Consider the following 25,522-nt stretch of genomic DNA (forward strand, 5'->3'; position numbering starts at 1 on the left):
AACAATATGATACCTAAAAATAGGATAATTGTCAATAGCTAACTTTTATTCCTCGCTGGTTTCAGCATCATCTTCTGAGAACTCGTCATCTTCTTCGTTGAGATCCACGTCTTCACCCAAGTCATCAGGAGCGATTTCGTTGATTTCTGCATCATAAGCTTCCACTTCGTTTTTCTCATCATCTGGATTTTCATCATCGTATGAAAGAGCTGGATCTGCTTCATATGCGTCTTCATCCTCTGGATCATCTGCATTGTAGTCAATAGCATCTGAATCGCCATCCATGAAGGCATTGACACGTTTTTTCTTAGTTTTTGGTGCTACTTCATCATCGTCATTTTCTTCAAGAGCGATGATTTCTTCGTCAATTTCGTCCACACCATACCATGAACGAAGACCCCATTTGTTGTCCCCAAGTGAGATGAAGCTACCGTCAAAGTTCAACTCTGTGTAGAACAAAGGCAAAGCTTCACGGATATCGCTGTTTGATGTTCCAAGGTAGTTTTGAATTTCGTTTACAAGATCGCTAAAATGCATCTCATGATCGCGACCACGAAGTTCCAAGATAGCACGCGCTACCTCAATCATAGATAGTTCACTTTTTTCTTGCCCAGCAAATACTTCTAATTCCAAAGCGTTTCTCCTCATTTATACTACTATCGCCAGAGCAAACAGACTCTGACCTCATTTTATCATTTACTCTTTATTTTACGATAATTTTGCAGAATAGTCAAAGGTTAAGGGGGAGAAAGTGACAGGATTAGACTAATTTCAGTACAAAACTCATTCCTTTTTCTGTTGTTCCATATTCCACAAATCCAAGCAACTTGAAACACCTCCTAGAAGCATGATTGTAGGTGTAGATTTCCTTGACTCTCAATTCTTTCCATCCTTTTACTCGAGCCAATTCAATCAAAGCACTTAGAATCTTTTTTCCAAGTCCTCGATGTTGGTAAGCGGAATTCCCAATCACAATGGGGAGATTATCCTGAGATAGTGTAACATCCCCAATTGGAAACCATTCTCCCTTCTCCTTGACTTCAATCCAAAAAAGTTCACCATGCTGATCCAAATGGGAATACATAGCTTCCAAAGTTTCTTGACTATAAGGTCTCTTCACACCATCTACGAGGTGAACCAAGTTCACATCCTGATACCAAGCAAAAGCTTCTTCACAATGATTGACCTTATAATAAGGAACAAGACGCAGTGCATTATCTATTTGTAAAATCCGTTTCATCTGCTTTCCTTTTCAACAAAAGAGTTGCTGCTTGATTAAAACCATCACACCAGTTATACCATTTTGCTTCATACTCATCTTGAGCTAAGATATGATTTTTTAAATCCAGAACAGAGTAGATTTTTCTTTCTTCGCAGGCTTGCGCATAGAGATGATATAGTTCATCACCACCATCTCTATCCCACTCAGCAGAAATCGTATCCTGACCTGCCAATAAAGCCTGATAAGCCCTGTGATGTCCATCTGTAATCAACAAGCAATCTCCGAACGCAAGAATACTAATTGGATCAACATTGTTTAATTCTACAGACTGATAAAGTGTCTGGATGCCTGCTAGTTTCTTTTCTGATAAGTATAGTTGAGTCGGATGAAGATCTGCTATATTGACTTTCATTTCTTTCTCCTCAAAGGAATTTGATACTCACTTCTGCTTGCCTTTAAATCGCCATTGGAAGCGTAGCTTGTCATAGAAGGGAAATTCGATAAACAAGACTCCCAAGCCCACACAGAGACTGGCAAGGACATCTGATGGGTAGTGAACTCCCACCCAAAAAGAGACAATAGTTCATACTACTATTACTCTATTTTTACTCTATTTTCATTGCTCTCACAATCGCTAAGGCAGTCAATACAAAAATAAAAAGTGGAAGCACTGTGATTTTTAGGTTTGTAGCACTCGCTAAGGCAACGATGATCATGCTAAGAATTCCTGGTACAACAACATTGAATACTCCAAGCACTGACTGGATGGTTCCCATGACTTCTTCTGGAACCATCGAGAATACAAGGTTGAAAATCCGAGGCCCCATCATTCCTACTGCAACTGCGCATAAGAAGACAACTACCAATAAAAGGAGGAAATGATTGGTCAACCAAGAAAAGAGAATACAGAGATGCATAATTTCTTCAAAGTAGACAATCATTTTTATGGGAATATTTTTTAGGATACCTCCACTCAAAAAACTTCCCACAATCGTTCCTGAAAAAATAACCACTGACAATGCTGCAATGGATTTCCCAGTGTCAAAGAAGATAAATGGATGATGGATTAACATCAAGGTCGTTAAAGGGGTAATAATGCTTAAAATCACTTGGTTCATAGCTGCAATGAATATTAATTTGATAATTGCTGGAAAACTTGACAATATCTTCATTGAATGGAGGAAATGCTCTCCAAAAGATTTTGCGGTTAATCTTTTACCAACCTCCATCTGTCCCTCAATATCTCTCAAAGAAGTACGAATAAACACCACACCCAACAGTGCAAAAAGAAAGGTCAAAGCATTCAAACCTACAAACATCTTAAGACTGATAACCCCAATCAAAACTCCACCTATAAGGTTGCTGAGAATATTAACTACGCCAGCAGTTGCCTGTCTAAACCCCATAGCATCTGTCATATCATCTCCGATAATCCTCACATACAAAGGAGAAATCATAGCACCTGCAAAATAACTCATGGTATCTGATAAAAGATTGATTCCGCAAATAAGGAGAACCATCCCCATAGAGAAGTTCTTATCCGCTACAAACAGTGTCAATAGAGTATAAAGCAGAAACTTACTTGCCAATATAGCAATATATTTTGCAACACGATTTTTTTGAAAATCGGCAATAACACCTGTGAACAACTGAGAAATCTGTGGCAAAGTCTCCGAAACTGTTATACAAAGAACAGCTAATGAAGCAAATTTATATTCCGATACATACGAAATAAAGGAAATATAAAACAGCGTATCACCAAATGACGAAACCCATTGATTAATCAGCAACATTCGATAACTTTTATTGGTCAAAAAAGTATTCATTGGTTTGCCTCCTTCTTCAGTTCAAAAGGAAATTGAAATCCTAACAGTGCCCAATATATTCCCAAAGTTCCAATACCAAAATCAAAATAATCGTAATTTCGATTCTCACTTTGAAAAACAAGAAGTTCATCATACTTTCTAAAAGACTTAGTAAGAAGCAACTGAACTATATCATTCTTATCTTTATATCCAAATACATACGCATAAGTTTGTAACAGACTAGCAATGCCATGGCAATAACATGTTTCCATACTCAGGTGGTGGTTAAGAATCACCACTCTAGCCTCCGAAATTAACTTGGAGTATTTTAGAGGTTCGACCAAACAAAGATATAGAATCAATCCTGATAGTCCATCACACCAAGATAGCTCTAAATTATTATAGCTATTTTTATTTTTCAAAATTTCTTGTGACAATATTTTTGCAATTTCTTCTGTAAAAATACTTATTATGGAATCATATTTCTTACTATCAAATAAAATTTTATATTCATTCAAAACATATGCTATTCCTGCTTTTCCATGAGCAAAACTATAATCAAACAAGGAATTATATTGTGAAAAATCCTTACCGATTTCCTCTTCAAGTTCAGAAATTGCAGTATGGATAAATTCTTCGAGATAGGCGGTTTCTTCCAACTCATAATACCTCATAAGAGATAGCAAAACACCTGCCTTTCCTAAAACAAAATCCTGCTTACCAATGTTGTCATAATCTAACAATATCTCATTTACTAGACTAGTAGCTTTATTTTTATAAAAAATATCACCTGTTCTTTCAAACAATAATATTAAAGCCCATAAAAATCCTGACACACCAAAATACAATGAATTTTGATACAGATAACTCTTGCTACCTCTTGTTATTTCTATCTTTTGAACCCATTGCTTAACTAACTTCAGTTCAGAAGACGATAAACATTGAGTAACAAATATTATATAACCAGACAGTCCGTGCTGAAAAGATATCGGGTTAACAAATTCTCCAAATTCATTTGAAGGTAAAAGACGACCTGTGCTATCAATATTTTGTGATAAAATAAAATGTGCTACTTTCTCAGATTCCTTTTTAAAATCATAACAACTAACATTAAAATCCACCTCTGACATATCAATATTCAAAATTTCAATTTCATTAATTTTCTTTATTATATTAGTAGATTCTTTCGCTTCACTTAAATTCAACAGATAAATCAACCAGTAATACACACTCTCTGATATATATTCCATATTTTTAGCGATTCGTAACGCTTGTTTTATTTTATCAATACAACTAATATCGTATAGATTGTCTCCCGACGAAAAAACTAATGTTCTACCAACCAAAATAGCAAAACTAGTCATGGCTACAGCAAAATAATCTTGATTAATCGAACTCTCAGATAGGTCATTATCTGGATTTACCATAAAAGGGGTTTTTACATATCGTCGTACATCTTTTATCAGAGATACATTCTCTAAATCTATTAAAAATATAGAACCATCTTCTCTATAAATAAAATTTGTAGGCGATAAGTCTACAATCTTATATCCTAAACTATGAATAGAATTAACAATTGATATTAAATTATCTATTAATTTTAATTTTGTTCTATAAGAAAACCTTTCTTCCCCAATTAAATCAAAATAACTATATCCTTCAATAAAACTTTGAACAACAAAATAGTCTCCATCAACTTCAAACTCATCTATAAAGTTTGCCGTATAAAGCTGAGAATCTAATGTCTTCAACATATTAACTTCATTTTTTATCTCATCGATAGCAAAATGCTTCCCCTCAACATCGTTGCTGACAAAAGGGCGCACTTGTTTCACAATAACTTTTTCCCCAGTATCTTTCTTTTTAGCTCTATATACATTCCCTCTGTTAGATTTTTTTAATATTATTTCAAATTTATAGTTATTTATTAAATGATTCTCAGGTATTTTCCCTATCTCTCCAAATAACTCCTGCTTCTCTTCTGGAGTAAAAAGATCCTCCTTCCAATCAGGTATCACAGGAAAATTTTTACGAACATCTTCTACCCAATTCCCCTCCTCGTTTTTCAACAAATAAATAATTTTGTGATTTTTTTCATCATATTCTTGTATTTTTTTAAATGAACCAAATCTATAGTGCAGTGGTGAATATTTTCCACATTGAAAATCAGACAATATTCTTGGAGAAAAATATATAGCAAGTTTCTCACGTAACGCTAATATTATTTCACGAGCTTGCTTGTCATTTGCAGGATAAATTGCCATAAATTTATTGGCTATAGGTGACGTTTCTCGTGGAGAGTTAATCTTTTTTAAACTTTCAATATCCTTAACAACTTTAAATGAACATTCAATTTCGCGTAAAAAAGATGCTACTAGTGTAAAGATACTAACCGCATCTTTCATTTGTGAACTTATGTGAATTTTCCATCCCGAATCTGATAAATTCTTATTATAGCTAAAATAAACCCAGTCAGAAGAAACATACTTAACTTTAGAATCAAATTGTTGTATTGAATTCTCAAGAACATCCATTAATTACTCCTCGTATATAAAGAAGGAGAAGTAGACTAACCCACCTCTCCTATATAATTAAACTATCTTAAACTATCTTAAACTTTCGTAAATAATCTACAATTGATTAAATACATGAAAGCACCTGTTAAACGTGAACTTCTTAAAAATGAACTGTCAAACTATAAAGAATTATGAAATATTTTATATGCAGACATCAACATTTCAATAAGAAGAGGTTCTAAAAGCATTTAAGACTAACCGACTGTAACCGAGCATGTAAAGTCACATAATCTTTCTACTTGCGTAGGAAGAGGTGCAACTGGTAACATCTCAAGATTTGACAATGTTTCCATGGTAATTCTCCTAATTTTATTTAGAATTCTTTTTCCGGAAAGGAAAATTCTATAAAGCCTTTATAAATATAGTTAAAAAGTTTTTTAGATAAATCTCACAAGCAAAACTTCAACATCCAGATAAATGAAGTCTCAATACACTAATACAACACTTAAGGGCTAAATCCTCCATCAGAATCTGATTTATTTTTGAAAGTAAAACTCAATCCTGTTTATGAAGCGATATATTGGATATCTTTAAAGTGAAATTCCATATGCTGGTCCTGGATCAACTCCTCTAGTTGTTACAGATAAAGAACCACTTAACACATTAAATAGAAATAGAAGCAATAAAGCAATTAATATACATCGCTTGACAACTTGGGATCTTTTCATCTTCTAAACCTCCTTAACTATTGATGGTATTCTAACACATCAATTTTAGTTTGTCAATAGTTTTATATAATTTTCTTATTTTTTGAGAAATATGGATTAAAGTTATCTAAAAATACAAATCTTTTTCTTAATCTTCACTTTCCAATAATTTCATTTCCTTCTCAATTTCCAGCATCATTCTCTGGTTGTCTTCATGCTTGTAAAGCTGGTAAGATACTTGATAAAAACCTAGTATCCTATCCTTTTCAGCAAAGCCCACGCTTATATTTCCCAATAAACAATACAAATCTGCTAATCGATAACTGCTATTATATCTTTTACAAATAGCTATTGTTGCTGTAATCTCTTCTATAGCTTCAGATGTTCGTTCATTCAACCACAAATATCTACAATAGTTATATCGGAATTTAATCATCAGTTCTAATTGTTCCAAATGATGGACAGATAATGACTGGATGTTCTCTTTTAAAAGTTGATAGAGCTCCTGATATGTGTCTTCCTGCCCCATATCAAAATAAAAATTAGCCAAGGTATTTCCCAGTTGTAGATAGTAAAAATCAGATTTTTTCAGAGATAACAGTATTTTTTCCAATTTCGCAACTGCCTCTGTTTGATGATTTAGATAACGGAATTGAACTAACGTATCAATCCAGTCTAAATAAATCTGGTCTTTAGCAGATAAACGAGCACGTTTAGATTTTTCAAGTTCATAAATGTATTTGAGAGATTCATATTCCCTCTCATCCAAAAACTTCTTAGATAGTTCTTTAAACTTGTCAATATTTTCTAAACTAGAAACCTCAGTCTCTTCAAAGAAATAATTCATACTCACCTTCAATCGCTTAGATAGCTGAAAGAGTAATTCTGACCCGGGTGAGTATTTACCTTGCTCCATACGGCTAATCTGTCCTTGCTCACAAATCCCCTCAGCCAATTCCTTTTGAGATAATTTTAATTCCTTTCTCTTATTTTTTAAGCGTGTCGCTAACAACATATCCACACTTTCTTCCTCCTTGCTTTATGTATTAAAGTATATCAAGTTCCAAAACATGTTTCAAGTATATATTTTATGTCCTTCTGTTTGTATTTATATAATCTTTTATCTTTTTCATCACTTCTGCTTGCCTTTAAATCGCCATTGGAAGCGTAGCTTGTCATAGAAGGGAAATTCGATAAACAAGACTCCCAAGCCCACACAGAGACTGGCAAGGACATCTGACGGGTAATGAACTCCCAGATAGACCCTTGATACCAACACACTGACTAGGTAGAGACCTAGCACGATTTGCACGATTCTTCTCCAGACTGGATCTTTAATTCGTTGACTGAGAATGACAATCAGAGAACCGACCATCAAGGTTACAGCCAGAGAATGGCCACTTGGAAAGGAAAATCCCTTCTCCTCAACCAAGTGTAAAATAGCTGGTCGTGGGCGCTGGTAAATATTTTTAAAGATCACGATTAAAAGACCTGCTAAAGCCAGATTTCCCAGCATGAAGAAACTTTCTATCTTCCACCGCTTACGATAAAAGACAAAAGCTGTAATGACAACCCAAGTGATAATCACTGGAATATCAATCAAGCGTGTAATGGCTCGGAAAAGAATAGTCAAATAATCTGGTAAGTCTCCTCGAACGGCAGTCTGTATCGGTTGGTCAAAACCGAGCAGCGTTTTAGGGTAAAATTTGACCATGTAGCCAAGAATAACGAAAAGTAAAAGGGCAAAACTGCCCTTCATTAAAAATATTTGTTTATCTTTCATAATGTTTTAAGGTTGGTTTCAAAAGGACATACAACAACCAGAATGAAACGGAAAAGATTACACCCTCAATCAAGTTAAAAGGTAATACCATGGTCATTAGGTAGTTGGAAAGTCCCAAAATTTTTCCAATATCAAAGTTAGCAAACTTAGCGTACAAAGGAACAGCGTAAACATAGTTGAGAACCAACATAGCCACGGTTAAACCAATAGTTCCAGCTAGAGAGCCTAGTAGGAAACGAAGGGTTGTCCGTTCCTTTTTCCAAATCAATGCAAAGACGATGACAAAAACTCCCAAAGCTACGATATTCATCGGCAAACCAATGTAAGTATTCACTCCTTGACTATTAAGAAGCAATTTCAAGAGTGAGCGAAGCAAGAGAATTCCTAGAGCAGCAGGCAAATCCATGACCACCAAGCCCACAAGGACTGGCAAGATACTAAATTCGATCTTGAGGAAGGACGCCGCTGGTAAAAGCGGAAAATCAAAGTACATCAGCACAAATGAGATTGCTGATAGAATCGCAATGGTCGAAAGTCGACGTGTGTTTGTCATAACAGGTTCCTCCAATTTTCTATAAAATCAGAAGAAGTTAGAAAGGATTCCTCTATCTATTCTCACTTTTTATATCCCAAAAGTTCCCTCTCACTCTATTAAGGAAATTCAAGCAAGCGGTTACAGTTCAGCTATAAATCTATCAGAACAGACAAAGCTATTCTTTCGTCTTCTCCCATCCAGACTATACTGTCGGTTGTGGAATCTCACCACATCAGCTTGCGCTCGCGGACTTATTTAAAGAGAAGGAAATAGAGATTTTTCTTTTAGACTAGGCGACAAGCTGTAGGCATAACTTCTGGTTAGGCAAAGCTTGTCAACAAAGTATAAAAGGAAAAGATCATTTCCTAGTTAAAGTCACCGCCGGTCGGGAATTTCACCCTGCCCTGAAGACTCTTTTATCATAACAAAAAACGCTTGCAAGCGCAAGCATTTTGTTCATTTTCATTTTCATTTTTTATTTCAATTTATCCACTTCATAGGTATGAACAAGCTCAAGACCTGCAAAGTTCTGCTGGCGAAGAGCCTCATAGACAATCATACAGACGGTATTAGACACATTGAGACTGCGGACATGTTCATCATTCATAGGAATACGGAGAGCTTTCTCAGGATGTTCGCGCATAAAGTCCTCCGGCAAGCCCTTGTCTTCACGTCCAAATAGAAAATAATGGTCTTCATCAGTCGATAAATCCACCTCAGAATAGACTTTTTCCGCGAATTTCGAAATCAGATAGAGTTTGCCCTTCATCTGAGACATGAAATCCTCCAAACTCTCGTAAAAATAAATCTCTAGCTTATCCCAATAATCCAACCCAGCTCGCTTCATCTTGCGGTCGTCAATAGGAAAGCCCATTGGCTTGATGATGTGGAGGGGAGAATTGGTCGCAGCACAAGTACGCGCGATATTGCCTGTATTTTGTGGAATTTGTGGTTCAAATAATACAATGTGATTTGTCATGACTTGCTTCCTTTTACCATTGCAAAAAAATAGCCACACTGCCCGGAGTCAAGCTCAGCAAACAGCGTGGTTAAGGCATCGTTAACTTACCTCACAACAGGTTTGAAGTAAATCAGCGAAACTACTTTCTTAGTATAACACTTTCAGAATCATTGTCAATAGAAACGACTTGATTTTTTCAATTTTTTCAAGCTATTTCCAAGGGTTGTAAAATCGTCCCTGATTCTGCAAGATAAGTAGTAAACTAGCTACTAAAAACACAGCTGCCAAGAGCAAGGTAAGATAATCACCTTTTTTCAAGGCCTGATAACTATACCAAGTGCGTTTTTTCTCTTTCCCAAAGCGCCGAAGCTCCATGGCTGTAGCGATGGTATCAATGCGTTCTAGCGAGCTAAAAATCAAGGGCGTAATAATGCGCAGATTACCTTTGATTCGTTGCATGAGAGAAGCTTTCTTGGATAATTCCATCCCACGCGCTTCCTGAGACATCTTGATAGTAAAGAATTCTTCCTGCAAATCTGGAATATAGCGCAAGGTCAGACTGACAGAATAGGCAATCTTATAGGGCACACCAATTTGATTTAAACTAGAAGCAAACTGACTAGGGTGGGTTGTCATCAAAAAGATAATAGCCAGAGGAATAGTGCAAAGGTACTTAATAGCCAAATTTAGCAGATAAAAGAGCTCCTGGCTGGTTAGAGTGTAGGCACCGATTCCCTGCCAAATCACACTCCTCTCTCCGTAAAGTCCAACCCCATACTCGGGAGAAAAGAGATAGACCATCAAAACGTTTAAAACGGCAAATACCGTCGCAAAAACGGCTACAAAGGAAACATCTTTAAAGCGGATTTCTGACAAATAGAGGAGAAAAACCGAAAAGATGGCAATCAGAACAAGTAGTCTAGTATCATAGCTAATCATGGCCGCCAATGATACAAGGATGAAAAAGAGGAGTTTAGCAGCTCCTGACAAGCGATGAATCACAGTATCTCTATGCTGGTAACCAATTAGTTTAGCTTGCATCCTTCTCTCCTTTCTTTATAAAATGCCGTTAAAGCAAGTGGATCCACGTCGAGTTTCTTTGCCAAGTTGAAGATAGAGGTTTCTTTTAGATTGGCTTTTACTAACAGCTCAGGATTGCTCAACAGACTAGCTGGATCAGTATCGGCAATCAATTCCCCATCCACCATGACAAGAGCCCGATCTGAATAATCCAGCATCAATTGCATATCATGGGTAATCATGACAATGGTATGACCTTTTTGATGCAGTTCTTCAAGAAATTCCATAATCTCAGTATAGTTCTTCTGGTCTTGACCAGCTGTCGGTTCATCTAAGAGGATAATTTCAGCCCCCAAGACCAAAATTGAAGCAATGGTGACACGTTTTTTCTGACCAAATGACAGGGCAGAAATGGGCCAATTACGGAATTCATATAGACCGCAGATTTTCAAGGTTTCATAGACTCTCGTTTCAATTTCCTGCTCGTCCACACCTCGCAAACGAAGTCCCATAGCCACCTCATCAAAAATCATATTGGTCGAAATCATTTGATTGGGATTTTGCAGCACATAGCCTATTCGTTCCGCCCGCTCTGCAACAGAATCTCCTTTTATATCCTGTCCTTCCCAAAGATAGCGACCTTCCGTCTGAATAAAGCTACTTAAGGCTTTGGCTAGAGTTGACTTCCCTGCTCCATTTTTTCCGACAATAGCAATCTTTTCACCCTTTTTAATATCCAGATGAATGGATTTTAAAATCGGTCTATCATCATAAGAAAACGACACGTCCTCTAGTCTAAAGAGTGACTGCAATTCTGGGGTTTCTTTTGCCAGTTCATTCTGCAACTGAACCTGACCTTTTGAGATAGACAAGTTATCCAGATTCGCTAATTGTTCTTCCTTGACTAAATCCACACCCAATTGACGGAGAGTGGTTAGATAAAGGGGTTCGCGAATTCCATTTTGGGTTAACAAATCAGTCGCCAATAACTGGTCAGGACTCCCATTAAAGAGGATACGACCATCATTGATCAAGACAATCCGATCGACAGGGCTATGCAGAACATCCTCCAAACGGTGCTCAATAATAAGAGTCGTCGTCCCCTCCTCCTTATGAATCTGGTCAATCAATTCGATAATCTCCTGACCTGACTTGGGATCCAGATTGGCGAGTGGCTCATCAAACAAGAGAATCGGACTCTCATCAATCAAGACACCAGCCAGACTGACTCGCTGCTTTTGTCCACCTGACAAATCCTGAGGACGCTGATTCAGCAAAGAAATAAGATCCAGCTTTTCAGCCCATTTATGAACACGACTTTTCATCTCATCTAGAGCTGTCACGTCATTTTCCAGAGCAAAAGCCAAGTCCTCTGCCACGGACAAGCCGATAAACTGCCCATCTGTATCCTGCAAAACTGTACTGACTAAATGAGATTTATCGTAGATGCTCATATCAAAGGCCGCTTGCCCCTTGATCAAAAATTCTCCAGACATCTGACCCTTGTAAATATTGGGAATAATTCCATTCAAACACTGACCCAAGGTAGATTTACCTGACCCAGATGGCCCAACAATTAAGACTTTCTCTCCCTTGTAAATGGTCAAGTCTACCCCTTGCAAGGTCGGTTCTTGTTGTGTTTCATACCGGAAAGAGAAATCCTTCCACTCAATTATAGCTTCTTTCATCTTACTCTCTTCATTCGCTTCTTAGACTTCTATTTTATCATAAATCAAGCCCTTCTTGCAGTCTCTTCTCTTAAAATCTTAGCTCCAAAAATATTCCTATCCTAGCTTACTTGCCTAACTAATCTATAAACATCGAAAAAGACTGGTTGCCCAGCCTTCTCCATCATTTTAGTCCTTTTTCAAACTTCCTGCACGAGTTTGAGTTCCTGCATAGGCAAGCAAGAGAAGAGTTCCTGCAATAGCTACAGATACACCATTAGCAATTCCCGCAACAATTCCTTGTGCAAATACTTTTTCTGCCGCTTCTTGATAAATCACAACATCTCCAAGTGGTGCCAAGACACCCCAAACAAGGGCATTTGCAAGTAGTTGAATGAGGTTAAAAATAAGAATATCTTTCCAGTCAAAAACACCATTGCTCACGCGAACGTACTTTCTAAAAAGTCCCACAACTAGACCAAAGAGTCCACTAGCGATAATCCAAGTCCACCACAGACCGTAGCCAGCAATAGCGTCCTTCACCGCATGCCCAATTAAGCCAACAAGTAGTCCCACTATAGGACCAAAAATGATAGACAAGAGGCTCTGTACCGCATACTGAAGCTGGATGCTTGTATTTGGAACAGGGGTCGGAATGCTGATCATCCCGATGACAACAAAGAGCGCAGCTCCAACACCGATAGCAACAACTTGTTTAATTGATTGATTTTTCATCTATATTCTCCTATTTTATGATTCTATTTTCTTTATTTCAATGGTCCAAGATGAACCGACGCCCACATTATAAGCCTTGGCAAAGGAACCTTGGTTGATAGCCAGACCTAAACGATAGAGAGAGTTGATGTAAAGGATGGGTTGCCCAATTCTCACATCTGCAAATGATTTGCCATAAACAACCTGATTTTGATAGACCAGCATATCAGCGTGATAGATGGTCACTTCAAAACGATCACCAAATTCTGGTTCCAGCTTGTAAAATTCTTCTCGCGTGATAGAGGTCCAAAGCGAACCAAAACGCACATCCAGAATATCAATGGCTCCCTTCACCAGATGATCTTCAATGATGGTCTCTACGACTGGAAGCTCTATAATCTGATCCACACTGAGCTCTGGCCCCACTTCCTCAAAAGTAATGTGACCGCTGGCTAGTTTAGCACCAGTATAGGCATAGACATCACGACCGTGGAAGGTATAAGAATGCTCTGTATTTTGACGTCTATTGGCCACTTCAGAAATTTCACGAATAGCTACAATGCCAACGTGTTTCTTGATAAAAGAAAGAGTCCCATTATCTGGCGTGACAATATATTGATTTTTTGCAGTCTTGGCAACCACACTCTTACGTTTCGAGCCGACACCTGGATCGACCACCGATACAAATGTCGTTCCCTCAGGCCAGTAATCCACAGTCTGAAAGAGACGGTAACTTCCCTCAAAAATATTATAAGGCGTAATATCGTGCGTCAAGTGATGAATTTTTAAGGTTGGAGATTCTTCTAAAGCCACTCCAATCATAGCCGATACCGCACCATCAACCAGACCAAAGTCTGATTGTAATACCAGTAAATTATTATTCATTTTATCTCCTTGTATATCCTTTATCATACCATATTTCAGAGAAAGGTGCTAATAGCTATTTTAATTGGTTAGGGTATAGTTTTACCTTATAGCAAATTTCCGCTAAAAGTTCTCCCTTATTGGCTAGCAGGTGCATTTTTTCTTGAAAAAAGGTATGATAGTTACATCATGAAGAAGTAGGTTTTATTATGAAAATTATCCTTGTCGGAGGGGGAAAAGTTGGTTCTGCCCTCTGTCGCTCCTTGGTTGCAGAAAAGCATGATGTTTTACTGATTGAGCAAGACGAAGCTGTTCTCAATCATATTGTTAATCGCTTTGATATCATGGGTATCCTTGGTAACGGGGCCGATTTTACCATCCTTGAGCAAGCCAATGTCCAGGATTGTGATATCTTTATCGCCCTGACTGAATACGATGAAGTCAACATGATTGCAGCCGTTCTAGCCAAGAAAATGGGAGCTAAAGAAACTATCGTTCGGGTGCGAAACCCTGAATATTCTAACTCTTATTTCAAAGAAAAGAATATTCTCGGTTTTTCTCTTATCGTTAACCCTGAGCTCTTGGCTGCCCGCGCTATTGCCAATATCATTGACTTCCCCAACGCCCTATCTGTCGAACGTTTCTTTGGGGGACGGGTCAGCTTGATGGAATTCACTGTTAAATCCTCCAGTGGTCTTTGCCAAATGCCCATTTCTGATTTTCGGAAAAAATTTGGCAATGTCATTGTCTGTGCGATAGAGAGGGATCATCAAATTATCATTCCAAGCGGTGACATGACTGTACAGGATAAAGATAGAATCTTTGTCACTGGTAACCGTGTTGACATGATGCTCTTCCATAATTATTTCAAGTCTCGTGCTGTGAAGAGTCTTCTTATTGTTGGAGCTGGTAGAATTGCCTATTATCTATTAGGTATCCTCAAAGATAGTCGTATCGATACCAAGGTTATTGAAATCAATCCTGAAATCGCTAGCTTCTTTAGCGAGAAATTTCCAAACCTTCATATCGTCCAAGGAGATGGAACCGCAAAAGATATCCTGCTGGAAGAAAGTGCTCAACACTATGATGCCGTTGCGACTCTAACAGGAGTCGATGAGGAAAATCTGATTACTTCGATGTTCCTTGACAGGGTAGGTGTACAGAAAAATATTACCAAGGTCAATCGTACCAGTCTCCTCGAGATCATCAATGCGCCTGATTTTTCAAGTATCATCACCCCTAAAAGCATTGCCGTAGATACGATTATGCACTTTATTCGTGGTCGGGTTAATGCCCAGTATTCAGACCTTCAAGCCATGCACCATCTAGCCAATGGCCAAATCGAAACCCTGCAATTCCATATCAAGGAAGCCAATAAAATGACTGCCAAACCTCTTTCTCAACTCAAACTGAAAAAAGGGGTTCTTATTGCGGCCATCATTCGAAAGGGCAAGACTATTTTCCCAACTGGAGAGGATATGCTGGAAGTTGGAGACAAGCTCCTAGTAACAACCTTGTTGCCAAACATCACCAAGATTTATGACTTGATCGCGAGGTAAGAGATGAATAAAAGCATGATTCGTTACCTCCTTTCAAAGTTACTTTTGATTGAAGCTGTTCTCCTCTTGGTTCCTGTAGCTGTAGCTGTCTATTACCACGAATCGAGCCAAGTCTTTACAGCCCTCTTTTCGACCATTGGGATTCTCGTATTACTAGGTGGTTCAGGAATTTTACAAAAGCCCAAAAATCAACGGATTTATGCCAAGGAGGGAGTCTTGATTGTTGCCCTCTGTTGGATTCTTTGGTCTTTCTTTGGTGGTCTCCCCTTTGTCTTTTCTGGACAAATCCCTAGCGTTATAGATGCCTTTTTTGAAATCAGTTCTGGCTTTACAACTACTGGAGCAAGTATCTTGAACGACATTTCGGTTCTCAGCCGTTCCCTCCTCTTCTGGCGAAGTTTTACCCACTTGATTGGAGGGATGGGAGTGCTTGTTTTTGCACTTGCTATTATGGATAATGCCAAAAATAGCCACCTAGAAGTGATGAAGGCTGAGGTTCCTGGCCCTGTTTTTGGCAAGGTTGTATCCAAACTCAAAAATACTGCCCAGATTCTCTATCTTCTTTATCTAGCTCTCTTTTCCCTCTTTGTCATCATCTATTATCTGGCTGGCATGCCCCTATTTGATAGTTTTGTCATCGCTATGGGGACAGCGGGTACCGGAGGATTTACCGTCTATAACGACGGGATTGCTCACTATGGTAGCTCACTGATTACCTATCTGGTTAGTATCGGAGTTTTGGTTTTTGGGGTAAATTTTAATCTCTACTACTACCTCATGCTCCGTCGCGTCAAAGCCTTCTTTGGAGATGAAGAACTTCGAGCTTACTTGGTCATTGTTCTGGTTTCTACAGGCTTGATTAGCCTCAATACCCTCTATCTCTATCCAGGATTTTCAAAGAGTTTTGAAATGGCCTTCTTCCAGGTTTCCAACATCATTACAACAACTGGTTTTGGATATGGAGATATTACCAACTGGCCCCTCTTCTCCCAGTTTATCCTCCTCTTCCTCATGACAATCGGTGGTTCTGCTGGATCAACTGCAGGTGGACTCAAGATTATTCGAGGCCTCATCCTTTCAAAAATTACCAAAAATCAAATTTTGTCAATCCTATCGCCCCACCGTGTTTTGACCCTCCATGTTAATAAAACGGTGATTGACAAAGATACCCAGCATAAGATTCTCAAGTACTTTGTCATCTATTCTATGATTTTACTAGTACTTATCTTTATTGTCAGCCTAGATAGCAATGATTTCCTGGTCGTTACCAGCGCTGTCTTTAGCTGTTTCAATAACATCGGGCCTATTCTAGGAACCACTTCTAGCTTCGCAATCTTTAGTCCTATCTCAAAAATTCTCCTCTCCTTTGCAATGATTGCAGGTCGATTGGAGATTTACCCAATCCTACTTCTCTTTATGAAGAGAACTTGGTCTAAGAGATAAAATACAAAATCCCTCTTTTTACAATTGTGAAAGAGGGATTTTTATATTAAAAAGGGGGAACGTTTTTAAATCCAAGCCTGTCTGTAAGCAAAGTCCTTACTCAAATAAAAGATTAAAAAACTTACTACACAGCTTGGTAATGCTCCAATACAAATTGTAAGGCTTTACTTGGATTCTTTGTTAAATGAATATATTCCATTCCTCTGGTAGCAACTATCTGAATACCTAATCTTTCTGCATCCACCTTCATCTCTCTATAATAACTCCGAACTTGTGGAGCCAGAATGATCAAATCATAAACACCCATAATATCATAATGAGCTCCGTACGCTCCTGAATTCGCAATCACTCTAACCTCTGTTAATTGAGCCCCCTCGTTAATTGCATTGGCTAATTGCGCACTTGTTCCAGACCCTGCACAAAGAACCAGTACTTTCAACTCCTTACTTTTTATTTCATCTAACTCACCAGGCATTATTTCACTTGTATCCTCCTCTAAAATAATATCATTTGAGCTTGCAACATCTTCTTTCATCAGTAACTGTCTATCATACGCTCTACAGAATGGCAAATAAATCAATATGTCGACAACTAAAATCAAAAATAAAAATACAAAGGAGATAGGTTGAAAATTCGTTCCAATTAACAATCCCAAGGGTCCAGGAAAGGCCCAAGGTAACTGGATATAAAATCCATTCATTCCAAAGAAATCAATAAAGACCTTTCCTAGAAATACATTCACTGGTGGAGTCATCAAAAAAGGGACAAAAAGATAGGGATTCAAAATAACAGGCATACCAAATAGAAGAGGTTCATTTACAGCAAATAAAACAGGAGTAATTGTAGCTTTACCTACCGATTTTAATTGTTTAGACCGCATAAAGAAAATCAAAATAAATGGTACAACAAAGGTAGCCCCCGTTCCTCCAATAGCAGCGATATAATTCCCGAAATTAGGTGTTAAAGAATGATAAGGGAACTGCCCATTTGCAAGGAGTTGAGCATTCTCTTCCATATTGCTTAGTTGTAAAGCTGTAACAGCAGGTAAGACAATAGATGGTCCATGAATTCCAACAAACCAAAGCAAAGCACACATAAACCAAATCAACATCATAGCAGGATATGATTCTGCACCCTTAAAAATAGGAGTCAATAGTTGTTGAAATACTTGGGCAAAAGGAACATCTAAACTAAACCGAGATACAATATCTAACAAACCACTAATAAGTAAAACAAAAGAAAAAGGAAAAATATCTCTAAAAGCTTGTGATATAGCCCCAGGAACTTCCTTAGGTAAATGAATAGTAATGTCTCGCTTAATACAAAACCGGTAAACATTTACAGTAATAAAAGCACTGACAAACGAAGTTATCAATCCTTGAGATCCTAAATAGTTTGTCGACAAACTTGTAGATCCCGTCTTCTCATCAACTACAAGCGTTACAGTTAATACCAGATAACTACATATGGCTGCCAACATTGCAGAAGTATCATTTATTACCTTTCCGTGAGGCATTTTTCTGTTAACATTTCCAGCCAATGACTTTGCAACTGTCCCTGAAACAATAACACCCAAAACTCCCATGGTTAACATATACACTTTTCTCATCCAGACAATAGCTGGACTCGGTAACTCTACTCCAAAATTTTTAGGAATCATAATAATAATCATCAAAAAGCTTGAAAACATAATTAAAGGCATAGTAGCAATGAATCCATCTTTAATAGCCATCATATAATTATTAGTAGAAATTTTTTCAAATTTCCCTTGTTGCTTTTCAATGGCAGCGACTAGCTTATCCATAAAACTCCTCCTATAAAAAATTCAACCTCATATTTAAAACATATTAAACATCATTCAAATCGCTAACCTTAATTCCGTTTTAACCCTTTTACCCAAAGAGCACTTTTCTTAATATATCTCTTCTGTGTTTCATAATCAACAAAGAAAAGACCATATCGCTTATTGTAGCCATTCGCCCAAGAAAATTGATCTTGCAAAGACCATATAAAATAGCCTTGAATATTGACTCCCCTATCTCGAGCCTCTAAAACTTTGTGTAAATGTTGCTCAATATAACGGATTCTTTTACTGTCATCAATAATATCATTCTCGCCCTCTGGCTTAACCTCTTTAAGGGCTGTACCATTTTCAGTTAAATAAATGACCGGATGTTGAGGATATTCTTCTTTGATACGAAGCAACATATCAAATAATCCTTGAGGATAAATATTCCAATCCCAATCTGTTGTCGGAATCCCAGGCTTTTTTACAAATTCACCTAGAGCATTTAATTTAAAAGAGGACCGTCCTTTTATTCCTGTTGAATTAAATTCTTGTCTATTTTCACCTTTGTATTCACGAATAAATTCTGAACGATAATAATTCATCCCAAACATCGTATTAAGAGGTGCAGCTCTTTTCATAATTTCTAAATCACCATCTTCAATAATAAAGCTAGAATTATTAGCTTCCAATATTTGATTTAAGTGAAAAAGCGTGTCATCACTGTAGTAGCCCAAAAAAGTTCCATCTAATAGAAATTTATTATTATAAACATCATACCGTTTAGCTGCCAAAATATTTTCTTTTTGCCCATCAATAGGATAGCCTGGCTTTAAAGCATGAATACAACCTACCTTTCCCTCAATCCCTAATTGATGAAATTCGAGGACTGCACGAGCATGCGCCAACAACATATTATGATTCGCTTGAATTGCTTCAGATAATTGAAAATGGTGATTTGGAGGAAACTGACCTCCTATATATTGACCTGCAGCAAGAGACATCAGTTCATTGATTGTAAACCAATGCTTGACTTCTGTAAATTCTTGGAAACAAAAACGAGCATATCGTATGAAACGATCAATATTCTCTCTATTCAACCAATCCCCTGTTTCTAACATTTTCTGAGGCGAATCAAAATGATGTAAAGAAACAAACGGAATCACATTATGTTTTAAGCAGGACTGAAAGACTCTATGGTAATAACGAACAGCCAATATATTAGCATCCCCATCTATATCAGGAAATATACGAACCCAGGAAATAGATAAACGCAAAGCCTGCAAACCATGTTCTGCCGCCAAGGCTATATCTTCTTCGTAACGATAATAAAAATCACTAGCTGGATCTGGTAAGAACGGACTATTTTCTTGCAAATAAACATCCCACATGTTTATTCCTTTGCCATCTACCCTAGTTGCACCCTCTACTTGATAAGCAGCGGTAGCAGCTCCTAATAAAAACTCCTTCGGTAAGGCTTTAACCTGTAAATTTTCCATGACTAATCCTCATTGCAAACCAATATGTTCTTCAATCTTTCGAATTCGTTCATATTCATCAATAAAAAACTTTACCTGATCATACAATAGCATCGTTGTCATCAAGGCATCTTGACCATGAATCATGATAAAACTCACTTCAAAATTATCTCCAGATGCCTCCTCCGCTAATAAATTAGTCTGTTCTCGATGGGCAGACACTATTGAGTCGTTTGCAGACTCAACCAATTCTCTTGCCTGTTCAAAATATCCATCTCTCGCAAACGCCAAAGCATCCATCAAATCTGACCTTGCATCTCCTGCGTAAGCGACAATTGTAAAACCAAGCATATTTACTTCTTCTTTTGATTTCATCTTTCTTCCTCCTCAATCTTGAGCCATCTTTTACACATCATTATTAAAATGACTTCGCTACGATATAAATAGAAAGTCGACCCTAAATATCTTAAAAATCCTTAAATTTCATAATATTTAGGATCAATCTTCTCTGAATACCTTGGTTCATTTTCTATACTTATGATTTATAAGTGGAAACCAGCGTAATTTTTTGCTACTTCAATTACACGATAAACATCCAAATTAGATTGGAATAGTAATTCGTGCCCACGGATATAATTCAAAACATTTTTCCACTCATCTTGAGCTTGCCTTGTTTTTCCAGTTGCTTGAAGATATAAAGCCTTCGCCATCTTAACAACATATTCACGATGATAACTGAGCTGTTTCCATTCATCCTTTTGACTATTCACTAATTTAGAAATATTTTCCTCAATAATTGGTAAAAAATTATCAGCTAGATTGTAAGCTATATAATAATGATTCGCTAAAACATCATTTTGACGACTGCCAATTGCATTAAAATAGTCACAAGAGGAATAAATGGATAATTTTTCTAAATATTCAACAACAGACTGCCAATTTTCCCCATACAAAGCAGAAAAGTATTCTTCAATCAATTCTTCATAACTTCTTGTCTTCTTCCAGAGCATTTGCCCCATGACATAATTAGGAAAATTATGAGGGAATCCGGCACGTAATTCTTGACAAGAAATGTAACCGTTCAAATGTAGGTTGGAAAGATAAGATACATCTCTGTAAATAGTTTGACTAATTTTCATATAGCCTAAATCGCCATAATGAGCACGCCCTAAAGGATAGTCATATACGAAACTATCTCCTTTAAATGTTTTTTGCCACTCAAAAAGATAAGATAAATTTTCCTCAAGAGAATTCGGAAGTATAATTTTATTACGCATATAAGGTTTAGGCGTAGGTATGGAATTGTCAAAATCTACATCTGCATAACTCATTTCAAATGTTCTTGTAATCGGTGCAAACATCATGGTAAAGCGTTCAGGATTATCTAATTTTTCTTTCTGAGGCGCCCATAACAACTCATGATAAAGTAGGAAACAAATCTTTGTATCTAATCCCTCACTCGTTAAAGCCCTATCCAATTGATTGAGAATACGAATATACTGATCCGAAACCAATTCTTGTCTACAGTTTTCGCATTCACAGATATTATTACGAGCATCCGACAACCATACATGTAAGTAATTCACATCAGGTCTTTTCTTGACATAATCCGTAATAATTTCTACCATCTTATCCGCCACATCTGAATTTGAAAAATCCAGACTGGTTAAAATTGGAGCCGTATTAAATAATTCTCGTTTCCCGTTTATTTCAGCGACATAGGGTTTCTTCTCCTCTGAAATACTAAGACCTGATTCCCAGCCAAATTTTGAAGAGTAACCTAAAACCTCACCTGTCCATCCATGACCAACACGATGATGAATAAGACCTCTTTTTTGCAATTCTTTATCCAACCTATCACTCAATTCTTGTACTAATTCATTTGAGAATTTTTCTTTATTTAGGTATGGATTAAACTCATGTTCATACCAACGTTTCAAAAAAGAGTAAGGATTTTCAAACTGGATGAAAAAACTGTTCATTCCAATCTTAGGTAGCCAATCAATAAAATCTAGTATATTTTCAAATGAATCCGCTCCCTCTATACATACTCCCCTATGATAGTAACTGGCTGTTTCATCTATAGATAGCTCTTTATCTAAAAAATCTTCAAATCGTAACTCTGGAACAAAGTCATGTCCGCGCCCTGGTCTAGTATACACAACCCCAAATTCATGAAACATTCGGTAAATTCCAATAAGTAAACCTACAATTGTATTAGACTCAATTCTCCCCTTACCCTTGTCTAATGAGATAAGAACATGGTCTTTTCTATCCTCTTCATTGACTAATCCTACAAAAATATCTGCTTCCTTCTCCTCGACAAGTTCTATGTCAGTCTTAAAGACCCGATTCATATAGTAACTTAATTCCTCTAAGGCAAAGCTAGAATAAGCATTTTTCTGCTGATCAAATACTCTGATAACCATCTTATTCCCCTCCAACAGTAGCTTTTTCTTTTTCAAGATTGCGTTTATCTGCAATTTTGAAGAATGGATAATAAATTGCCACAGAAACCAAAATTAAAACAACTTGTAATACAGCTCCTTGCCAACTAGCCCCTGTCGCAAGGAATCCTCCTATGATCGGTGGCATTGTCCACGGAAGGATTACACCTGTTGTATAAGGTACTAATCCTACAGCCATTGATACATAGGTAATTAAGGCATTGATTGTAGGAGTAGCAATAAACGGAATCAGCATAATCGGATTTAAAACCGTTGGAAACGTAAATAGAATAGCTGTATTGATATTAAAGATAGACGGTATAATAGCTAGCTTACCTAATGTTTTATTAGCACGACTCTTACTAAATAGGAAGAGACAAATCGCAAGACCAATAGTCGCTCCACCGCCACCAATAAATACAAATAAATCTTTAAACGGTAATGTAATAATGTGTTGGAGGGTTTGTCCTGCAGCCACAGCTTCTTGGTTTTCTGTAGTAAATTGTAACCAAACTGGGTCTACAAAAGCATTTAAAACTTGTCCCCCATTAACTCCACAGAACCAAAAGAATGAGTTTACAATAACACATAGAATCATACCTGGAAGCGTTCCTGCAATTAACTTAAGCGGTGTTCCAACAATTGCACCTAAAAGTCCGTTGAGACCTCCTGCAACTCCTGCCGCTTCAAGACCTTTTAAGACCAGAGCCCACAAAACAAAAGTAGTAAAACCAGGTAAAAGAGCTGAAAATGATTTACTTACTACATCTGGGACACCACTTGGCATTTTTATCGTAATTCCGCGCTGGATAAACATACGATAAATCTCTGCTGTAACCAATCCAATGGTAATCGCCATAAATAAAGAAGATGCATTCAGGCTAGAAAATGGTATTGCGCCGCCAAATAACTGCTTGACCTGCTCCCCATTTTTATCATAAACCATACTCGAAAAACGAGGTGCCATCAATACAAAACTGGATAAGGCTATGATCCCTGCCGACGGACCATCTGTACCATATCCTTCCGACAACCTGTAGGCAATACCGAAACAAGCGACCAAGGAGATAATCGCTACTGTTGACTGATTCATAGTTGTCAAGATACTTAGCAATCCAACACTATTCAGCCAATTTGTAAAAGCCTCTTGAGGCCAACTGATTAGAATAAGAAATAAAGAGCCGACTAAAATCAAAGGCATTGCCATCATAAATCCTTCACGAATAGCTTTCAAATGCCGTTGGTTGCCAACTTTTTCACCAAACGGAGCGACTTTCGTTTCTAAAAACGTTAAAATATTGTTCATCACCGGAACTCCTTTTTTTATTTTTTATAAATTAAATATACCACTAACAGAAAGCGTTGTCAATATATTTTTTGCTGTTTTTACAATATTTTTTTCTTTGTATAGAATAATAATTTTAATTGATTTTTTCTTATGTTTAATATAAAATAAACCAAAGGAGGAAACAAATGATTACAAAACAATCAGCCTTTTTACACAATAGAGCCACTATACTGGAGTTTCTATATCGAAATCCAGCAACATCCCGTACAGATATTGTTAATGAAACAGGACTTACTCCAGCAACAACGACTAACATCATAAAAGAGCTAAGCGAACAATCCCTCATATACGAAACTGGTGATGAATTTAGCGAGTTTTCCGGATCTGGAAGACGTAGAAAAACTATTTCTATTACAGATAATATCCCCTATGTTGTTGGAGGTATTGAAATAAACGTCCTAGGTATCTTTCTCAGTCTATGTGACTTACAAGGGAAAACTCTTTTCGAGACAGAAATTTTGAATGAAGATTATCCTATTTCAGAAATCAATTCCACCATTACCAATATGATAAAAACAGCTATAGAGTATGTCCCTTTGGAAACAAAATTACTTGGATTTGGCTTATCAATACCTGGACATTATAACAAAGACTCCGGAAGCATCATTACAAACAACCCCATATGGGAATCTTTTAATTTATTAAATGTAATTAAAGATTTCAATTTTCCTTTTATTGTAAAAAATAATATCGATTGTATGGCTATAGGACAATACCTTTTTAATCCACACAATACCCCCGATAACTTTATTTTCCTACACGCTGGATTAGGTATTTACACTTCCTTTTTCACAAAAGAAAAAATAGGAGCCTCTAAAAATCCTTATATCGGAGAAATTGGACACACCATTGTCGAATTGAATGGGCAATATTGTGAATGCGGAAAAAAAGGTTGTTTACAAACATATATTTCGGATGCTTGGTTAATCAAACATGCCCAATTATTATTTAAAAATTCTCAACTAACTGTACTAAAAAGCCTTGTAAAGACTGAAAAAGACATTCATTTAGATACCCTTTTAACAGCTTACAACTTAGGCGACTCTGCTTTACGCCAACAAATTGATAAAGGAGTCAATTTATTGGCCACTTCTATTGCAAATCTTCTCCTCATCAATCCTGCTGATAAAATCTATATCAACAGTCAATTGCTTAATTATCAACCTTTCACTCATGAAGTCAGGGATAAAATCCAAGATCAACTCCACTTTGTTCCCTTTACTCGTAATATAGAAATTGAAATTTTACCTTACAACAAACATCGTGGAAGTATAGGAGCTTGTGCATTAGCTATCGTTGCTTTTTTCATAGAGCATAGCAATGTATTACAAGATATTATTTCACCTTAGTATATATTAGAAATCTATACACCTGTTTAAATCAACCATAATCTATAGTAAATATCTCGTATTTAGACAATATGAAAACAAGACGACTTCCATATAGGAAACCGCCTTCTCGCTATGTTGAGTGATTTATATTAAAATAACTTTTCTTCTAGCTGCATTTTATTATTATAAAAACATTCATCATAACCCCCAGAACTTAAACAACGATTTTTAGTCAAGATACATACTCCTAGAATAAACTTTATATGAAATTCCCATTTTTGTTTTTACAATTCTCCTTATAGTCAATGAAAATCAAAGAGCAAACTAGGAAGCTAG

At 36.9% G+C, this 25,522-nt stretch carries 22 protein-coding genes, 1 pseudogene and 1 riboswitch; of the genes and pseudogenes, 3 read left to right on the top strand and 20 right to left on the bottom strand.

Annotated elements, in window-relative coordinates; genetic code table 11:
• Nucleotides 1-45 precede the first annotated feature (45 nt).
• From rpoE to HT730_RS06140, 15 genes and pseudogenes are all read right to left on the bottom strand, one after another.
• Nucleotides 46-633: a DNA-directed RNA polymerase subunit delta gene (gene rpoE, locus HT730_RS06070; RefSeq protein ID WP_173307090.1), complete on the bottom strand. Its 588-nt coding sequence runs from the start codon at nucleotides 631-633 to the stop codon at nucleotides 46-48.
• A gap of 127 nt (nucleotides 634-760) precedes the next feature.
• The gene (locus HT730_RS06075; RefSeq protein WP_173307104.1) at nucleotides 761-1,210 is read right to left on the bottom strand and encodes a GNAT family N-acetyltransferase; all 450 of its coding nucleotides are present in this window, start codon (nucleotides 1,208-1,210) and stop codon (nucleotides 761-763) included.
• 4 nt (nucleotides 1,211-1,214) lie between these two features.
• The gene (locus tag HT730_RS06080; protein ID WP_173307091.1) at nucleotides 1,215-1,634 is read right to left on the bottom strand and encodes a chromosome partitioning protein ParB; all 420 of its coding nucleotides are present in this window, start codon (nucleotides 1,632-1,634) and stop codon (nucleotides 1,215-1,217) included.
• A gap of 27 nt (nucleotides 1,635-1,661) precedes the next feature.
• A pseudogene (locus HT730_RS06085) lies at nucleotides 1,662-1,790 on the bottom strand (phosphatase PAP2 family protein); the annotation flags it as partial.
• Between the two features lie 37 nt (nucleotides 1,791-1,827).
• Entirely contained in the window at nucleotides 1,828-3,048 is a 1,221-nt protein-coding gene (locus HT730_RS06090; RefSeq protein ID WP_050975255.1) for an MFS transporter, read from the bottom strand.
• Nucleotides 3,045-5,561, bottom strand: coding sequence for a lanthionine synthetase LanC family protein (locus HT730_RS06095; RefSeq protein ID WP_078726115.1), 2,517 nt, complete (start codon nucleotides 5,559-5,561; stop codon nucleotides 3,045-3,047). The genes HT730_RS06090 and HT730_RS06095 overlap by 4 nt, the downstream gene beginning before the upstream one ends.
• A gap of 572 nt (nucleotides 5,562-6,133) precedes the next feature.
• Nucleotides 6,134-6,271: a hypothetical protein gene (locus HT730_RS06100; protein ID WP_173307092.1), complete on the bottom strand. Its 138-nt coding sequence runs from the start codon at nucleotides 6,269-6,271 to the stop codon at nucleotides 6,134-6,136.
• Nucleotides 6,272-6,398: 127 nt separating this feature from the next.
• Nucleotides 6,399-7,271 carry a helix-turn-helix transcriptional regulator gene (locus HT730_RS06105; RefSeq protein ID WP_078748231.1) on the bottom strand — a complete coding sequence of 291 codons (873 nt, stop codon included), beginning with the start codon at nucleotides 7,269-7,271 and terminating at the stop codon, nucleotides 6,399-6,401.
• A 111-nt stretch (nucleotides 7,272-7,382) separates the two neighbouring features.
• Nucleotides 7,383-8,033: a phosphatase PAP2 family protein gene (locus HT730_RS06110; RefSeq protein ID WP_240151470.1), complete on the bottom strand. Its 651-nt coding sequence runs from the start codon at nucleotides 8,031-8,033 to the stop codon at nucleotides 7,383-7,385.
• Nucleotides 8,023-8,586: an ECF transporter S component gene (locus tag HT730_RS06115; RefSeq protein ID WP_000185823.1), complete on the bottom strand. Its 564-nt coding sequence runs from the start codon at nucleotides 8,584-8,586 to the stop codon at nucleotides 8,023-8,025. The genes HT730_RS06110 and HT730_RS06115 overlap by 11 nt, the downstream gene beginning before the upstream one ends.
• 163 nt (nucleotides 8,587-8,749) lie before the next feature.
• Nucleotides 8,750-8,984, bottom strand: a riboswitch (FMN riboswitch).
• Nucleotides 8,985-9,043: 59 nt separating this feature from the next.
• On the bottom strand, nucleotides 9,044-9,547 hold the full coding sequence (locus tag HT730_RS06120; RefSeq protein WP_000181388.1) for a tRNA (cytidine(34)-2'-O)-methyltransferase: 504 nt from the start codon (nucleotides 9,545-9,547) through the stop codon (nucleotides 9,044-9,046).
• Nucleotides 9,548-9,739: 192 nt separating this feature from the next.
• The gene (locus tag HT730_RS06125) at nucleotides 9,740-10,570 is read right to left on the bottom strand and encodes an energy-coupling factor transporter transmembrane component T (protein WP_173307093.1); all 831 of its coding nucleotides are present in this window, start codon (nucleotides 10,568-10,570) and stop codon (nucleotides 9,740-9,742) included.
• The gene (locus HT730_RS06130) at nucleotides 10,555-12,237 is read right to left on the bottom strand and encodes an ABC transporter ATP-binding protein (RefSeq protein ID WP_173307094.1); all 1,683 of its coding nucleotides are present in this window, start codon (nucleotides 12,235-12,237) and stop codon (nucleotides 10,555-10,557) included. The genes HT730_RS06125 and HT730_RS06130 overlap by 16 nt, the downstream gene beginning before the upstream one ends.
• Nucleotides 12,238-12,405: 168 nt before the next feature.
• On the bottom strand, nucleotides 12,406-12,951 hold the full coding sequence (locus HT730_RS06135) for an ECF-type riboflavin transporter substrate-binding protein (protein ID WP_173307095.1): 546 nt from the start codon (nucleotides 12,949-12,951) through the stop codon (nucleotides 12,406-12,408).
• A gap of 15 nt (nucleotides 12,952-12,966) precedes the next feature.
• Nucleotides 12,967-13,815, bottom strand: coding sequence for an S-adenosyl-l-methionine hydroxide adenosyltransferase family protein (locus tag HT730_RS06140; protein ID WP_173307096.1), 849 nt, complete (start codon nucleotides 13,813-13,815; stop codon nucleotides 12,967-12,969).
• A gap of 188 nt (nucleotides 13,816-14,003) precedes the next feature.
• Here HT730_RS06140 and trkA point away from each other — a divergent pair, with 188 nt between their 5' ends.
• Complete coding sequence (gene trkA, locus HT730_RS06145) at nucleotides 14,004-15,353, top strand: Trk system potassium transporter TrkA (RefSeq protein ID WP_173307097.1); 1,350 nt, start codon at nucleotides 14,004-14,006, stop codon at nucleotides 15,351-15,353.
• Between the two features lie 3 nt (nucleotides 15,354-15,356).
• Nucleotides 15,357-16,796 (top strand): TrkH family potassium uptake protein, encoded by a 1,440-nt coding sequence (locus HT730_RS06150; protein ID WP_173307098.1) that lies wholly within the window; start codon nucleotides 15,357-15,359, stop codon nucleotides 16,794-16,796.
• Nucleotides 16,797-16,920: 124 nt separating this feature from the next.
• On the opposite strand, the gene HT730_RS06155 is transcribed toward HT730_RS06150, so the two are convergent.
• From HT730_RS06155 to HT730_RS06175, 5 genes are all read right to left on the bottom strand, one after another.
• Nucleotides 16,921-18,600 carry a PTS transporter subunit EIIC gene (locus HT730_RS06155; RefSeq protein ID WP_173307099.1) on the bottom strand — a complete coding sequence of 560 codons (1,680 nt, stop codon included), beginning with the start codon at nucleotides 18,598-18,600 and terminating at the stop codon, nucleotides 16,921-16,923.
• A gap of 68 nt (nucleotides 18,601-18,668) precedes the next feature.
• Nucleotides 18,669-20,081 carry a 6-phospho-beta-galactosidase gene (gene lacG / locus HT730_RS06160; protein WP_173307100.1) on the bottom strand — a complete coding sequence of 471 codons (1,413 nt, stop codon included), beginning with the start codon at nucleotides 20,079-20,081 and terminating at the stop codon, nucleotides 18,669-18,671.
• 9 nt (nucleotides 20,082-20,090) lie between these two features.
• Nucleotides 20,091-20,435, bottom strand: coding sequence for a PTS lactose/cellobiose transporter subunit IIA (locus HT730_RS06165; protein WP_173307101.1), 345 nt, complete (start codon nucleotides 20,433-20,435; stop codon nucleotides 20,091-20,093).
• A gap of 167 nt (nucleotides 20,436-20,602) precedes the next feature.
• Nucleotides 20,603-22,489: a DUF4838 domain-containing protein gene (locus tag HT730_RS06170; protein ID WP_173307102.1), complete on the bottom strand. Its 1,887-nt coding sequence runs from the start codon at nucleotides 22,487-22,489 to the stop codon at nucleotides 20,603-20,605.
• Nucleotide 22,490: 1 nt separating this feature from the next.
• Nucleotides 22,491-23,813 (bottom strand): PTS sugar transporter subunit IIC, encoded by a 1,323-nt coding sequence (locus HT730_RS06175; protein ID WP_173307103.1) that lies wholly within the window; start codon nucleotides 23,811-23,813, stop codon nucleotides 22,491-22,493.
• A gap of 167 nt (nucleotides 23,814-23,980) precedes the next feature.
• On the opposite strand from HT730_RS06175, the gene HT730_RS06180 reads away from it, so the two are divergent.
• Nucleotides 23,981-25,204: an ROK family transcriptional regulator gene (locus HT730_RS06180; protein ID WP_140209159.1), complete on the top strand. Its 1,224-nt coding sequence runs from the start codon at nucleotides 23,981-23,983 to the stop codon at nucleotides 25,202-25,204.
• Nucleotides 25,205-25,522 lie beyond the last annotated feature (318 nt).

This window comes from Streptococcus sp. k-628, from assembly GCF_013277475.1.
Classification (GTDB): Bacteria; Bacillota; Bacilli; order Lactobacillales; family Streptococcaceae; genus Streptococcus.

Bases quoted from the DNA above. Each gene is read 5' to 3' on its own strand.
- HT730_RS06080 (WP_173307091.1), bottom strand. From the start codon at position 1,634: ATGAAAGTCAATATAGCAGATCTTCATCCGACTCAACTATACTTATCA.
- HT730_RS06090 (WP_050975255.1), bottom strand. From the start codon at position 3,048: ATGAATACTTTTTTGACCAATAAAAGTTATCGAATGTTGCTGATTAAT.
- HT730_RS06095 (WP_078726115.1), bottom strand. From the start codon at position 5,561: ATGGATGTTCTTGAGAATTCAATACAACAATTTGATTCTAAAGTTAAG.
- HT730_RS06100 (WP_173307092.1), bottom strand. From the start codon at position 6,271: ATGAAAAGATCCCAAGTTGTCAAGCGATGTATATTAATTGCTTTATTG.
- HT730_RS06110 (WP_240151470.1), bottom strand. From the start codon at position 8,033: ATGAAAGATAAACAAATATTTTTAATGAAGGGCAGTTTTGCCCTTTTA.
- HT730_RS06115 (WP_000185823.1), bottom strand. From the start codon at position 8,586: ATGACAAACACACGTCGACTTTCGACCATTGCGATTCTATCAGCAATC.
- HT730_RS06120 (WP_000181388.1), bottom strand. From the start codon at position 9,547: ATGACAAATCACATTGTATTATTTGAACCACAAATTCCACAAAATACA.
- HT730_RS06125 (WP_173307093.1), bottom strand. From the start codon at position 10,570: ATGCAAGCTAAACTAATTGGTTACCAGCATAGAGATACTGTGATTCAT.
- HT730_RS06130 (WP_173307094.1), bottom strand. From the start codon at position 12,237: ATGAAAGAAGCTATAATTGAGTGGAAGGATTTCTCTTTCCGGTATGAA.
- HT730_RS06135 (WP_173307095.1), bottom strand. From the start codon at position 12,951: ATGAAAAATCAATCAATTAAACAAGTTGTTGCTATCGGTGTTGGAGCT.
- HT730_RS06140 (WP_173307096.1), bottom strand. From the start codon at position 13,815: ATGAATAATAATTTACTGGTATTACAATCAGACTTTGGTCTGGTTGAT.
- trkA (WP_173307097.1), top strand. From the start codon at position 14,004: ATGAAAATTATCCTTGTCGGAGGGGGAAAAGTTGGTTCTGCCCTCTGT.
- HT730_RS06150 (WP_173307098.1), top strand. From the start codon at position 15,357: ATGAATAAAAGCATGATTCGTTACCTCCTTTCAAAGTTACTTTTGATT.
- HT730_RS06155 (WP_173307099.1), bottom strand. From the start codon at position 18,600: ATGGATAAGCTAGTCGCTGCCATTGAAAAGCAACAAGGGAAATTTGAA.
- lacG (WP_173307100.1), bottom strand. From the start codon at position 20,081: ATGGAAAATTTACAGGTTAAAGCCTTACCGAAGGAGTTTTTATTAGGA.
- HT730_RS06165 (WP_173307101.1), bottom strand. From the start codon at position 20,435: ATGAAATCAAAAGAAGAAGTAAATATGCTTGGTTTTACAATTGTCGCT.
- HT730_RS06170 (WP_173307102.1), bottom strand. From the start codon at position 22,489: ATGGTTATCAGAGTATTTGATCAGCAGAAAAATGCTTATTCTAGCTTT.
- HT730_RS06175 (WP_173307103.1), bottom strand. From the start codon at position 23,813: ATGAACAATATTTTAACGTTTTTAGAAACGAAAGTCGCTCCGTTTGGT.
- HT730_RS06180 (WP_140209159.1), top strand. From the start codon at position 23,981: ATGATTACAAAACAATCAGCCTTTTTACACAATAGAGCCACTATACTG.